Origin of the sequence: Noviherbaspirillum malthae (genome assembly GCF_015352985.1) — a bacterium.
Taxonomy (GTDB): Bacteria; Pseudomonadota; Gammaproteobacteria; order Burkholderiales; family Burkholderiaceae_D; genus Noviherbaspirillum; species Noviherbaspirillum malthae.
In genome coordinates, this window is sequence record NZ_JACYXF010000025.1 from 70,570 (window position 1) to 83,919 (window position 13,350).

Genomic DNA, 13,350 nt, shown 5'->3' on the forward strand with positions numbered 1-13,350 from the left:
AGCGTGATGATCAAGGCGCCCAGGTGGACTTGGTACAGAATCGATGTCCGACAGAATTCTTGAGTTTATGCCAATCCCGTTCGATATGCCTCAGCAAAGCATGTGGCGCCCTTCGGACGAGCTCATTTTACGACTGAGTGCTCTGTTAAATTGGCAGTTTGGGGTCTATAACGCATTATGCTGCAGGAGAACCCCATGACTGAACTATGCTTCCCGAGATTGATCGCTGACGTTGCGCAAGGCACCCGCTTCGAAACGGTAATGATCCCTGTCATTCCGAAGCAGTTTGCCCCTCCTGCGCCATCGTTCAGCGTTTCCTCTTTTGAAACTGCAGCGCAATGCGGTTTTCTGCACCTGCCCGTGGGGTGGGTTGGTGAGCAGCATCCGTCACCCAGTCGCATGTGGATTTATGTACTCACAGGTCAGATGGATTTCGAGGCAAGCAACGCGGATGTCCGGCATATCCTTCCGGGTAGCGCTCTTCTTTTGGAAGACACGACGGGTGAAGGACACAGCAGTCGCGTCGTAGGTGATCAGCCAGTTACCTTGGCCATCGTGAGGCTGCCGGAATAAGTGACTATGCGACCTGATGAGCTTCTGGATCAACGGTGATGTCGGTGGGTTCCCCAGTCTGGATTCACATTTGGCGGGTTTGGCATGCGTTGTACTGCCTGAGACGTGTCCATAACCGAACTGGAACAACTGACAGTTAGGTCTCGAACACGGATGCCATTTCCCTATGGAGCTACGTCGGGCGGCATCTGCCGCTCGGGAAGACATCTTCCTCCCAGCAGCTTATATCCATATGGCACGGGACTGCCGCTTCCGCATTCCGACTAAACGGCGTCCGCTCTTGACATCGGCAGCAGCAAAGTAATCTTCTATCAGCGCACAGCGGAGCCTATGTCTGGCGCTCAGTGCAAAATACTCGAGGTGGAAAAGCTCTCTTTCAATAGCATATGCCGGGTATCGCAATCTTCAGTGCATCAGCTGCGAATCCATCGAAAATATATAAACCGGCCATTAATCCTATTTGCGAAAGCTCAAAGATGCCCAAGCTTGCCAAACCTATCTTGAATCTAGATGGGGGGGAGGCGAATATCGGTTAAGTCGCCCCGGATTGTAATTCCGGAGTCTGCATGGACAGGGTGAAGGTTCAACTCCTTCTCCCCCCACCAAAGCTACTGGCGCTCTGCTTCCCTCGCGGATGATGGTCCGCAACATGACGTTGTTGAGGCATCACGATCTTGAGTTTGATTAGCCTTTGCATGTGTGCCTGCTCGCCGGTTGGGTGGGCCTTAGCAAAATAACGCCGACATCGCTGATCCGTGCGATTGCCGACATCTTGGCCTTGTACTTGGCAGGGACAACAAGATGGAGTGCTTATGTCGATCACTACCGCAATAACACAATCACTGCGGATTTCTCATCCTGTTCTTCTCGCGCCAATGGATCTGGTTTCCGACGCTCGCTTGACCGCTGCGGTCTCTGCTGCCGGAGGTCTGGGAATTCTCGGAGGCGGATATGGTGAAGAGCAGTGGCTTGCCAGAGAACTCGATCTGCTTGCTCACTCTGGAATACAGTATGGAGTCGGCTTCATCACCTGGAGTATGGCAAAGAATCCAAGGCTCCTGGATCACGCGCTGGAGCGCAAACCGGTAGCGATCATGCTTTCCTTCGGCGACGTGCGACCTTTTGTCAGTCCAATCAAGCGCGCGGGCGCAGTACTGATTTGCCAGATTCAAACGCTCGCCATGGCAAAAGAAGCGGCTGATTGCGGTGCAGATATCCTGGTTGCGCAAGGGACGGAAGCAGGAGGCCATGGAGTATCTCGAGGGCTAATGACGCTCCTGCCGGAAGTCATTGATGCTGTTGGAGGCAAAATCCCTGTGGTTGCTGCCGGCGGAATCGCCGACGGCCGTGGGCTGGCTGCTGCACTCATGCTTGGCGCATCAGGCGTCCTGATGGGTACGCGATTCTATGCCACACAGGAGTCCGCTGCGCTGCAAGCGGCCAAGGAACGGGTACGTTCGGCGACGGGCGATGATACGTTGCGCAGCATTGTCTTCGACATTTCCCGACGCAATGTATGGCCAGCGCCATTTACTGGCCGGTGCTTGCGTAATAGCCATGCGGACCGCTGGTTCGGGCGTGAGATTGAGCTGCTCCGGCATCAGGAGACCGAGGCCGCAAGATACGCGCAGGCACGCAGCGCCGGTGATTTTGACATTGCGGCAGTCATAGCGGGGGAAGCCACCGGGCTAATCCCAGACATTCCGTCTGCGAAGGATATCGTTGAGAACGTGGTGCGCGACGCGTCGGCACTGTTGTCAAATAGCGCTCGGCATGTTGCGCCGCACGCCACGTCCAACCAAATTAGTTAAAAGCGCGTAGTTCTCGATGGCCGAACTGAGCATACTGTATGAGTCCACTGGGCCTAGGCCGTTTGATAACAACACTCGGATTCACATTTCGTCTTTGAATACTACAAAAATCTTACGAAGGGCAGCTTTCTGGACAGGGTAACATCAGCATAGCGCCACGTTCTGAAGTTTACCGGCGATACGCTCATAGCTGAAAGTGGCAAGGAAGCAGCCTAATGTGAAATTTCTGTTCCAGATAGGCGACCTAACAGTCCACCATTCGATGGCATGGCCGTTACATGTGCAAGCTGAGGGGGCAATAACGGGGGGAAGGAGAGACTTCAGTGAATGAGGTCCCCATTCGACATGGAACACTGAAGTCTCTGGCTAATCACCTTGCGATGTATTGACTAGCCAGGTCAGATTATCCCTCCTACGAAGATGGGCATCTTGAAATCGGTCAAACATAAGGAATCCATCATCTTTGCATGCCTTCTCCTGCGAACCTTTTTCATGCGACTCGCATCGAGATGGTCTGAAACCACGCAACGTCAAATTCTACGGACAAGTGTGAAAAGGGAGGAAGGTAGGTGAACCTTATTGCCGCATCCTTACCAGCATACGGATGAAGTCACGTGCTATCGCTTGATCATGCTCGTTCAGGCGGCGCAAGTCATCGATGACTCTTGCATGTTGCGGGTCGTATCCGTCCGTCGTGCTGTTAGACGAATGTGGCGTGTGCTGCGCGGCCCCAAAGCGTAACCATTCCGTGGTGACACCTAACCACTGGGCAAGGGCACGCAGTTTTTCCTGAGTCGGAATGGATTCGCCTACCAGCCATTTGCGAGCCGCATGAACGGTGATGGCACGACCGTCAAATCGAATATTGAATTCCCGCGCCAGTTGCGTCGGCCCGACATCTGCATATTGAGCATCGCGCAAGGCTTGCTGCAGACGATCTCGGAAGCCTTCACGTTCATCTGTCGAATTCATGAGCGAGCCCTGTTAGCTGCCTGTTTTCAGCATATGCCATATTCATCTCTTCTACCAGTTGGTTACGTTTGCACCAACCATCGCGCTTCTCACGTTGCAATACAGACATTGTATAAATTCAGGTCGCCATATTGCTTTTCGATAACATTCACTTACAGGTGATACAGGTTCAGGAGGTCACATTCCAGCAGTTCCTCCCTATGATGTTTCGTGCAATGACGATTTGATACCAATTTTTGGGAGAACATCATGAAAAACACGAAGATCGCTAGTCCCGCTGTAAAGTTGTCCACACTCGCCGCCGCGCTGGTGGTTAGCAGCGTCACATTCGCACAAACCGTAGCCACCACGGATACGACCGTAACGGCTACGGCAACTTCTACGCCGACGACAACAACGACGACGCAAGTGAGCGCTACTGCAGGGACAGGAACAGCGACCACCACAGTGACCGCGACTACGGCACCGACAACGTCCACGACAGATGCAACAACAACTAAAAAAGGTGCCACGGTCTATAAACCCGGCGCGACTTTGCCCGCTGGCGTTACCGCAAAGGCTAATGGTGGAGCAACAGTAGTGCTGCCTGAGACGGCTCAGGCTGGCCAGGCACGCGCTGCAGAGAACAAGACAGCCGCGGCGGAAAGGCGCGAAGCGGTTGCTGCCTTCAATGCGGAAAAGCCGGCGAAAGTTGATAAGGTCGAGAAAGTAGAGAAGGTCGCGAAGATCGACAAAGTTGAAAAAGTGGAAAAGGTAGAGAAGGTCGAAAAGGTGGCGAAGATTGAGAAGATCGAACGGCCGGAAAAAATCGAGAAGGCGCGCCGCAACTAAGCCATAAGCAAGTCACAACCAAGCCATCTCCATATCGCCGGGCGACTGCTGTTGCCCGGTTTTTCATTGGTACTACAATTGTTATTAGAATGAAAAAACTGACTCTCCTTGCCGCAGCCTTCTTGTCTCAGACTGCGCTGGCCGAAGGTAATGTCACCTTGAAGACGGGCTTCGACTACACCACAGGCAACTACGGCACGAGCACCCGCACTGAAATTACCGCCATCCCATTCATCGGCACTTACGAGACGGGCGACTGGACGTTCAAGGCGTCGATCCCTTATCTGCGGATTACCGGATCAGACAATGTTGTAGCAGGCGTAGGTGTGGTACGGCCAGCCTCCACTGCGGTGCGCACGGATACCGGCCTTGGTGACCTTACCACCAGCGCGACCTATTCGTTCCTGATCGACCCGAAGTCGCAGTTCGGTATTGATGTGACAGCCAAGATTAAGTTCGGCACGGCAGATGCCGACAAGGGGCTAGGCACCGGGGAGAACGATTACTGGGTGATGATCGACCCTTATGCCAAGATGGGTAACATCACCTGGTTCGGCGGCATCGGTTATGGCATGCTGGGATCGTCCGACACGCTGCAGCTCAAGGACGTCGTAAGTGCGAATGCGGGGCTGTCCTACAAGTTGAACCAACAAGCAAGCGTTGGAGCGATGCTGGATTATCGGAGTAAGTCCACGGACACGGGGTACGTCCAGCGTGAGCTGACCGCGTTCTACTCACACAAGCTCGGCGGCGGGTACAAACTGCAGGCATATGCCACCAAAGGCTTTTCTGACGGCAGTCCTGACTGGGGTGCCGGGGCCAACGTTGGCTACAATTTCTAGGCCCGTGCGTTTAGCTAGGCACTCATTCTTATGAGCGCACAATGGAAACAGCTGCCTTTAACGGTCATACGACCCAAGTCACGGCTATGGGGCTGTTTCCCATAGCCGGTGCAATGGAGCGATATACCTTTCAGGCGTAGCTGTGTGCTGTGGGATCAAGCCCGCTTGCGACCAGGCGGCCGGACGTCCGCGTGGCGATGTGGTGAAGCAGTGCGGACGGACAGTCGGCGTAATGGCAGGTGTACATAACGCTCGCTGGCCGCTTCCATCAGGATGCCTTCGACAGCTGTAAGCAACATCGCGCTCGCTTGCCTGTCGCCGCATTCTTCCCGCAACCCTGCCAGATTGAGTGCGCCCTGAGCGCCCATAACTTTGAGCGCGGCTCGGATGACCGGCATGAAACGGTGGGAGAAGTCCGCACCGTTGACTACGATGCCGTAAAAGGGAATGTGCGTTGTGTGATAGCCGATCTTAACCTGCCTAGCAAAATCATAGAGGTGACCCTCATCGAAATGCGCCCCACAGAGAACCAGCGAGATACTCCCATCCAGTTCAGCCTGGGCGCTGTGCCAGTCAGTGCACGTTACCAGCTCGAAGTCGTTTCGTAATGCGTTGAGGGGAAAAGCGATTTCTTCTTCACGTCCTGCGAGCAGAATCCGCTGCATACGCCTCCCGACTTGTTTTCATGTATGGAGGTTAGAAAGATTGAGCGCAAGCAAGTTCCCAATAGTGCAATTATTTACAAATAGCAATACCTTGATGAAGCGGTCCTCTCTACTTCTCGGGATGGTAACTCGGATCTGCCCATTATTGATTTGGCGTCTGTAGATATGATCCTTTAACCTTTAGGAGGTAATGATGTTTAAGCGCATAGGAGATAGCGAAGGCAGCCTTGGCGGAACATGGACTAGCCACCGAAATTCAGGCAACTAGCGGACTAGACGCAGTCCGTATTTTTTACGCATCGCATCTTCAAGTTCCTCTATGCATTTTTGGGTTACAAACGCCCGCACTGATTCTCTCTGGTCTTCTCCCCCGATATCATCAACGTCAATGGAAGCCTTCCACTGGTCTAGCAAATCGTCCAAAGCTGTACGATGTACGAAGTCTTCATTTTTCATCTCTCTTACCCACTCTGTTTCACAAATCGGCAAACCATCGAGAAACCACATCGTTGTATAGTTTCGCTATTACTTATGAAATAGACCACTTCGAGAAGTTCGAGTTGAAGAAGGCATTTTCTTTGGGGGCCTAGCCTCATTTGCCTGCGCGAGCCACCAGAAGTTTGACAATGGGTCTTGTATCAACATTGCCGGACCGTCGGCATTAATTGGTAACGGGTTGTCTCTTCCCCGTGATTCGGTATGTTCCAGCGAAGTATATTCCCCTGAAGAAATTCTTTGACATTAATGTGGCTAAGCGCCAATGGCTGGAGTTGAACAGGTAGCAGCCGTATTTGAGATTTCTGTGCAAGGGCGGCTGCCTTGGAACCTTGTTGGCAAAAGGGCATTCTTTCGACATTTTGTGTAATAGGTGAGCACGCGTTACTCGTTGCAAGCCATCGGCGGCACTCGTGCTGTTCCATTTTGTTGTTTGTATCAAAGACTATCTGGCGCAACCGGCTACAAGGACTTGCCACGTCTTGTCAGCACTGTTCCGCACTCTTGCCAGTGTAGCGGTCGGCGCGATGGTTGTTGGCGAGCGTCAGATTTAGAATCACTGTTGCGATCAGCGAAATAAGGGCCGTGTGAATGCTGTCCGTCATCGCGAAAAGCAGCAATACCAGACAGTCCAGCGTCAGCTGCGTAATGCCTGCACGCAAGCCGAATGCCTCTTGCAAATACAGGCACAGAATGTTGAAGCCGCCGAGACTTGCATTGTGCCGAAACAGGATCAGTAGGCCAACACCGGCGAGCAGGCCGCCGGATATCGAGGCGAAAATCAAATCAATGCTGTCGAAGCGTACTAAACTTGGGATGGCCTCGCAGAAGGCCGACAGTAGAAGCACGGAGCCGAGCGTCTTGATGGTGAAGCCCCATCCCTTCTTTCTTACCGCTAGAATGTAGAAGGGAAGGTTGACTGCGGCAAAAAACAAGCCGAAGCTGAATCCGGTCAGCTGGTGCACTAAAAGTGCAACGCCGACAACGCCTCCCGTCACCAGACCAGCCTTGCTCAGCACCGTGACGCCGATGGCTGCCAAGAAGGTGCCGGTAAAGATTGCCTGCAGGTCTTCGATTGTCGTATGTGTACTGGCTAGGCTAATCTGGCGTGTCGGAAGAAGTGGCATTGCTGTGTACCGCAAAGAGTCGGCGGGTCCTGTGCGTGTGATTCCTTGGGAAGCGCAGACTACGACATCTGCCTTCCATCATGGGTGCTGCTGTGATCGGTCAGCAAAGTTCTCTGGCTCTCTGGCCCGGTTTCAAGTGGCGGCGCAATCCGCCTTCAACGCTTCAGCATGCTGCAGAAAAGATGCAAGCATCCTGTCCATGGTCGTAATATGGAAATGGAGCCACTGGGAAAACAGGCCAGCAATTTCCTGTCCCTCTGCTATGGCGCCCTCCCTGACACGCAGGCAGGCCTGCTGAAGCGCATTAAGCGCCTGGGCGTGCTGCCCGCGGTGGCATAAAACTCCTGGAAAGCCAATGTCTGCCATTGCCTGCTCCTCGTCCTTGAAATGATTACGGACTTCCTTCAGCAATGTCTCAAACGCCGCGACGAATTCAGCATCGGAAACTGATGACAGCTGGTCAAGCCTATCGTGCAGTGCATGGTGGGATTCATCCATGAAGTCGATACCTAGCGTGAGCGATTCCGAAGTTGAGTCGCGAGAAGGAATGAGGCACATACATGCTTTCTTACAGAGTCAAATGGCAGTGGAGGCCTGCATTGCCTATGACGGAATACCGCCCGGCCCCACGCAGGAATGATGATGTCATCTGGCGACGCCCGGCTTAGCGGAGCAGTGCCTTGGCCAAGCATAAAGCCGCGGCATCCCCCAGTAGCTCTCAGTCGTCAGGAAGCGATGTTAGAAGTAGCACCCCGAGATTTGATTGATCCAAGTCAATTTATTCCGAACCGTCCTGCCACAGCTAATGACGGTCGATTGACATCCGCGCTCATTACTTCAAATGGCAGCTGACAGTTGCAAACGCCGGGTAGGACCGCAACAGACAAGATCGCATCCGCGTTCGATCAGAAGGCATCCCAGAGACATCAAACTCATGAGAGGAGAGGAGAGGCGGAGCGGTGTATCGCTTCGCAACGGACGTGCATGGGAAATTCACGCGTTATTTCGCCTTACTACTTATTGGCGAAATGTTCCTCTCTTATGGGATTGAAGTTACCAGCAACCTCTTCGCCAGTAAGGGTGACTAAAGCCAGGAAGCGAGCCGATCATGGACACCGCTTAACGGAAGACCATGACTGGAACCGGTGAGTCTGCCAGTACTCGCTGCGTCTCGCTGCCTAGCAGGAGCTTGCTTATGCCTCTGCGTCCGTGAGAAGCAATGAAGATGACATCACAGCCGAAGCGTTCGACGGCTGCAATCATCTCTCCGCTGGGATCAACTGAGCACGGCGTCGTCGTTTCACATGGCACCCCTTGTTTCCGCGCCTCGTCGGCAAGACGCTGGACATATTGTTTTGAAAGGCGCAGCGCATCGTTCTCAATTTCCTTCTTATAGCCTGAAATCGCAGCTCCTTCAATTGGATGCGGATACACGTAGGGATGAGCCACTGAAATCGCCACGATTTTCCCATTATTCGTCTTGGCCGCTTCAATCGCAGGGCCAAAGGTTTTTTCTGCCAACGGCGATCCATCAGTTGGAACAAGTATGGATTTGAACATAACGATTCTCTCCTAAGCTAATGAAATAAAGAAATTCAGCATCCCCTACCATCAGGACACACCCATGCTCTCGGTCAAATCCGTCTGATGTGCCAAGGTATAGTCTGCAATGCAAGCGCCATTATTTGCGGCGTCGTTGTGGCCAAGGGGGCTCGGTTTATTGTGGCTGCAATTCAAGCTTCATCAACATTGTCCCACCTTCGGTCGAGGGGGAAATTTCAAATCCAAGGGTGCTCGCTAGGTTGAGAATTCCATGGTTGTAGCTTAGTGCCTCGCCGACGATACGCTGCGTACCCCGCTGAGTGCAATATACAATCAGTTTCTTCATCAGTGCGTAACCCAATCCTTGACCCTTATGATCGGAGCGAACAATTACCGCAAACTCCGCCTCAACGTTGTCAGGATCCGCAACAACGCGTGCAACACCGAGGGTTTCCCATGCTCCAGTATCAAGCTTGCGCGTGGCAATGAACGCCATTTCGCGGTCGTAGTCGATCTGTGTCAGCCGCGCGAGCTGCGAAGGCGATAACTCACGTATTCGAATGAACATCCGGTAGCGGACGTCTTCCGGGTCTAGCGCGTTGAAGAACGCCACATGCGCAGCGCCATCCTCGGGTCGGATCGGACGCAACAACAGCTCGGCACCTTGCCACTGAACCCGTTCTTCCAGCTCGGCCGGATATGGGCGGATGGCCAGTCGTTCCAATCCATTGCCTTTTACCGGTTTCACGCAGATACGCGCATCCAGCGCAATCACGCCATCGGCGTCCGCAAATAGCGGATTGATGTCGAGTTCCTGCAGTTCGGGCAGGTCGATCACCATGTCGGATACCTGTACGAGCGTGCGGCTGACTGCTTCGATATCGGCCGGACGACGGTTGCGGTAGCCGCCAAGCAGCCGTGCAATGCGCGTACGTGAGATCAGCTCGCGGGCCAACACGCCGTTAAGCGGCGGCAGTGCAATAGCACGATCGGCCGTTACCTCAACCGCAATGCCGCCTTGCCCGAACAGAATAACAGGTCCAAACACCAGGTCCGTTGCAACACCTACAATGACTTCGCGGCCCTCCGGCCGTCGCGCCATCGCCTGCACCGTGAAGCCTGCCAATCGCGCATGCGGATATACCTCACGGAGCCGCGCATGCATCTTTTCGGCAGCCGCTGTCACCGCCTCAGCGCTTTCCAGGTCCAGCACGACACCGCCTACATCGGACTTGTGGGTGATATCGGGAGAGAGGATTTTCAACGCGACCGGAAAACCGATGTCTTGTGCCACTTGACCGGCAGCGACGGGATCATTGACGGTGCGGGTTTCCACAATCGGGATACCGTAAGCTGCCAATACCTGCTTGGCTTCCCATTCCGAAAGCAGCTCCCGCTTCTCGGCAATGACCTGCTCCACAATTGCACGTGCACTTTTCTTGTCTTCAAGGTGCATGTCCGATATGGCGGACGGTACTTCCATCAATAGCTGCTGGTTTCTCTGGTAACGAACCATCTGCATGAAGCCACCGATTGCCTTTTCCGGCGTATCGTAGGTCGGCACACCGATGTCTGCGAAAGTCCTTCTTGCGGCTGCTACAGATTCGCCGCCCAGCCAGCAAGCCAATACATTACGTTGCGATTGCCTGAGAATCGGGGACAGCGTCGTTGCTATCTCGACGCTTGGTACGATTGCGGTAGGAGCATGGATAAAAAGTATGGCATCGACATCCATGTCGTCCAACAGGATTTTCAGGGCTTGCGCGTAACGTTTGGGGGGCGCGTCACCCACGATATCGATCGGATTTGCCTTGGACCAATTGTCTGGCAATACCGCGTCAAGACGTTCCAACGTCGCAGGGGAAAGGCGAGCGAGCTTGCCACCGGACGAGATAAGGGTATCGGTCGCCATCACACCCGGACCGCCGCCATTGGTAAGAATCGCTAGGCGCTCTCCGCATAGCGGACGCAGGCGGGCCAGGGTCTCGACCGCATCGAACAGTTCTTCAGTCGAGTACACTCGCAGCATGCCCGCACGCCGGATTGCCGCGTCGTACACGTCGTCGGCGCCGGCCAACGCACCGGTATGGGATGTGGCCGCCTTCGCGCCTTCTGCGACCCGGCCGGCCTTGATGACCAGTGTCGGCTTGCTGCGTGCAGCCGCACGCGCGGCCGACATGAACTTGCGTGCCGAGCTGACCGCTTCGATGTACAGCAGGATGGCTTGCGTATCGGGGTCACTGGCGAGACAGTCGATGACGTCGCCGAAATCCACATCCGCGCTGTCGCCAAGGGAGACAAACTTCGAAAATCCGATGTTGCGTGACTTGGCCCAGTCGAGTACGCCGGTGACCATGGCTCCGGATTGAGAAACGAATGCGATCTTGCCGGGCAAGGCATCGACATGAGCGAAGCTGGCATTGAGGCGAATGCCAGGCACTAGCATGCCGACACAGTTCGGCCCCAGGATGCGCAACAGGTAGGGTTTGGCGGCGGCCAGCATCAGCTCTTTCATCGTCTTGCCGCGCCAGTCCTTGTGCACCGACAATCCTGCGGTAAGCACAATGGCAGCGCGAGTTCCGCGTTCGCCGAGCTGGCCAATCAACTCTGGAACACTAGCAGGAGGTGTACAGATAACCGCCAAGTCGGGGGTACCGGGCAGGGAAGCAATGTCGGGGTAGGCCTTGAGGCCGCATAGCGTTTCATACTTCGGATTGACAGGATAGATGTCCCCTTGAAATCCCCCGCAGACGACATTTTCCAGCACGGTAGTGCCGACGCTGCGAGGCCTGTTGGACGCACCGATGATGGCGACTGACTTGGGGTGAAACAGGTAATTCAGATTGCGAACCGTCATGTGCGCCTCGGATTGGTAGAAACGTTGCCAAGCTATCCGTATTGAAACCTCGATGGGGTGCAATCGGTATAAAACTCAATGCGAAATGAGTACGGGTACCGTCATCGATTGCAGGACCGTGCGCGTGGTCCCGCCAAGCAGGATTTCACTCAGGCGAGAGCGGCCATAGCCGCCCATGACGAGCAAGCCGGCGCCAACGTCAGCCACATGGGACAGCAGTGCATTGGCAACATCGATGTCCTGCGTGGTCTTCTGCCTGGAAACATCGACGTTGATGCCATGGCGTACGAGGTAAGCGGCGATATCGGCTCCGGGTTCCTCTCCATGGGCTCGCAAAGATACCTCCGGATTGAAGATCACAACTTGTACCTGACGCGTCGCCCGCAGCAGTGGCAGCGCGCCATTGACCGCCCGTGCGGCGGCCAGACTGCCGTCCCATGCAATAACCGCTCGCTCCCCGAAATGGGAAGTGTCATCGACATACGGTGCCAAAAGTATCGGGCGCCCGCTGTTGAGCAGGGTGTACTCGGCAACGTCATTGCGTTCACCGGCCACGTTTTCCGCAGGGTCGGATTGGCCGACAATGACGAGGTCGCAATAGCGTGCCTGCAGGGATAATGCTTCGCCTGCTTCATCCTCGATAAGCCGTTTCTCGAAAGATCGGACATGATTGCGTTCGGCAATCTGTTCGAATTCAGCCAATGCTTTCTCGGCATGCTCCTGCATGTATGTCATGCAGGCCTCCAGCACCGGTGCTGCGCCGGGAACCATGCCTCCTGAATACAGCACCGGCAGCAAGCCGGTTGGCGCCGCACCAATCAAATGCGCATCATTTTCCGAGGCTATCCGAGCAGCCAGTACAACCCGTTGCGTAGTATGTCGGGACCCGTTGACGTGAACGGCTATCGTACGGTACGGCATATCGTTACTCCCATGATGTGGCAAGTAAAACCGGAATCAGACAAGGGTCCGGTACGGTTGGCGGCCTGAAAGCCGGCGTAATGAACAGGCGAGCCCATGGTAGAAGTGCGGGTTGAAAATTTGATTGATGCAGATCAAAGTGCACTGAACGCCGAAGAGGCGGTTGCCAGGTTTTTTCCCGGCCGGGATTTTTTGATTCAGGTCAAGGTAACAAGCAGGGCTTGGGCCGCATAGTGACATTCATCCGCCGCTGCGGGATGCGATGACATCAGCGGCGATTCGTGCGCTGGAGGATGCTGACATGGACAAATCAACTGAGAAATTCATACTCGACATCATTGATCACGGCAAGGACCTGACACTCGCTACTGTCAGGTCTGACGGTTATCCACAAGCGACTACGGTCAGCTATGCAAACGATGGCATGGACATCTACGTTGGTATCGGCAAGAACAGCCAAAAGGCAGATAACCTGCGCCGCAATAACAAGGTTTCGCTGACGATCAACGCACCGTACAAGGATTGGAACGAGATCAAGGGATTGTCTATCAGCGGCACCGTGGAGTTCCTCAACGACGCAAAGGAACGGGCCTGTCCGAATTTCTGTGTGCGGGGCCGGGTTAGTTGATGGCGTTGGTGAAGCGCTCGCCAAACATGATGGCGAACTGATTGGCCGCCTGCTTCCACGTCCGCTGCGGCATCTTCCAGTCTTTT

General features: G+C 54.5%; 14 protein-coding genes and 1 tRNA gene. 7 read left to right on the forward strand and 8 right to left on the reverse strand.

Annotation, left to right across the window (positions count from 1 at the left end; translation table 11 throughout):
- Positions 1–195 precede the first annotated feature (195 nt).
- The 3 genes from IGW03_RS22235 to IGW03_RS22245 all read left to right on the forward strand — a co-directional run bounded on the left by IGW03_RS22235 (position 196) and on the right by IGW03_RS22245 (position 2,384).
- Positions 196–573 (forward strand): cupin domain-containing protein, encoded by a 378-nt coding sequence (locus tag IGW03_RS22235; protein WP_194724723.1) that lies wholly within the window; start codon positions 196–198, stop codon positions 571–573.
- Between the two features lie 512 nt (positions 574–1,085).
- Positions 1,086–1,178 (forward strand) — tRNA-Tyr (locus tag IGW03_RS22240).
- Between the two features lie 207 nt (positions 1,179–1,385).
- The gene (locus tag IGW03_RS22245; protein ID WP_194724724.1) at positions 1,386–2,384 is read left to right on the forward strand and encodes an NAD(P)H-dependent flavin oxidoreductase; all 999 of its coding nucleotides are present in this window, start codon (positions 1,386–1,388) and stop codon (positions 2,382–2,384) included.
- Positions 2,385–2,960: 576 nt separating this feature from the next.
- On the opposite strand, the gene IGW03_RS22250 is transcribed toward IGW03_RS22245, so the two are convergent.
- Positions 2,961–3,356, reverse strand: coding sequence for a hypothetical protein (locus tag IGW03_RS22250; protein WP_194724725.1), 396 nt, complete (start codon positions 3,354–3,356; stop codon positions 2,961–2,963).
- Positions 3,357–3,605: 249 nt separating this feature from the next.
- Here IGW03_RS22250 and IGW03_RS22255 point away from each other — a divergent pair, with 249 nt between their 5' ends.
- Both IGW03_RS22255 and IGW03_RS22260 read left to right on the forward strand, forming a co-directional pair.
- Positions 3,606–4,187: a hypothetical protein gene (locus IGW03_RS22255; protein ID WP_194724726.1), complete on the forward strand. Its 582-nt coding sequence runs from the start codon at positions 3,606–3,608 to the stop codon at positions 4,185–4,187.
- Positions 4,188–4,276: 89 nt separating this feature from the next.
- Positions 4,277–5,029, forward strand: a complete 753-nt coding sequence (locus IGW03_RS22260) for a transporter (RefSeq protein WP_194724727.1) — start codon at positions 4,277–4,279, stop codon at positions 5,027–5,029.
- Between the two features lie 155 nt (positions 5,030–5,184).
- Here the strand turns inward: IGW03_RS22260 and IGW03_RS22265 are convergent, their stop codons facing one another.
- The 7 genes from IGW03_RS22265 to IGW03_RS22295 form a co-directional block, all read right to left on the reverse strand.
- Positions 5,185–5,694, reverse strand: coding sequence for a hypothetical protein (locus tag IGW03_RS22265; RefSeq protein WP_194724728.1), 510 nt, complete (start codon positions 5,692–5,694; stop codon positions 5,185–5,187).
- Between the two features lie 264 nt (positions 5,695–5,958).
- Positions 5,959–6,201, reverse strand: a complete 243-nt coding sequence (locus IGW03_RS22270; RefSeq protein ID WP_194724729.1) for a hypothetical protein — start codon at positions 6,199–6,201, stop codon at positions 5,959–5,961.
- A gap of 473 nt (positions 6,202–6,674) precedes the next feature.
- Positions 6,675–7,316 carry a YitT family protein gene (locus tag IGW03_RS22275; protein WP_194724730.1) on the reverse strand — a complete coding sequence of 214 codons (642 nt, stop codon included), beginning with the start codon at positions 7,314–7,316 and terminating at the stop codon, positions 6,675–6,677.
- A gap of 132 nt (positions 7,317–7,448) precedes the next feature.
- Positions 7,449–7,874, reverse strand: a complete 426-nt coding sequence (locus IGW03_RS22280; protein ID WP_228535930.1) for a bacteriohemerythrin — start codon at positions 7,872–7,874, stop codon at positions 7,449–7,451.
- Positions 7,875–8,435: 561 nt separating this feature from the next.
- Positions 8,436–8,876, reverse strand: a complete 441-nt coding sequence (locus IGW03_RS22285) for a universal stress protein (RefSeq protein ID WP_194724732.1) — start codon at positions 8,874–8,876, stop codon at positions 8,436–8,438.
- A 157-nt stretch (positions 8,877–9,033) separates the two neighbouring features.
- On the reverse strand, positions 9,034–11,715 hold the full coding sequence (locus IGW03_RS22290) for a bifunctional acetate--CoA ligase family protein/GNAT family N-acetyltransferase (protein ID WP_194724733.1): 2,682 nt from the start codon (positions 11,713–11,715) through the stop codon (positions 9,034–9,036).
- Between the two features lie 75 nt (positions 11,716–11,790).
- The gene (locus IGW03_RS22295; protein ID WP_228535932.1) at positions 11,791–12,450 is read right to left on the reverse strand and encodes a universal stress protein; all 660 of its coding nucleotides are present in this window, start codon (positions 12,448–12,450) and stop codon (positions 11,791–11,793) included.
- A 282-nt stretch (positions 12,451–12,732) separates the two neighbouring features.
- On the opposite strand from IGW03_RS22295, the gene IGW03_RS22300 reads away from it, so the two are divergent.
- Both IGW03_RS22300 and IGW03_RS22305 read left to right on the forward strand, forming a co-directional pair.
- Positions 12,733–12,870, forward strand: coding sequence for a hypothetical protein (locus IGW03_RS22300; protein WP_194724735.1), 138 nt, complete (start codon positions 12,733–12,735; stop codon positions 12,868–12,870).
- A 67-nt stretch (positions 12,871–12,937) separates the two neighbouring features.
- A complete protein-coding gene (locus IGW03_RS22305) occupies positions 12,938–13,264 on the forward strand; it encodes a pyridoxamine 5'-phosphate oxidase family protein (RefSeq protein WP_194724736.1) in 327 nt (108 codons plus the stop codon).
- Positions 13,265–13,350: the final 86 nt, after the last annotated feature.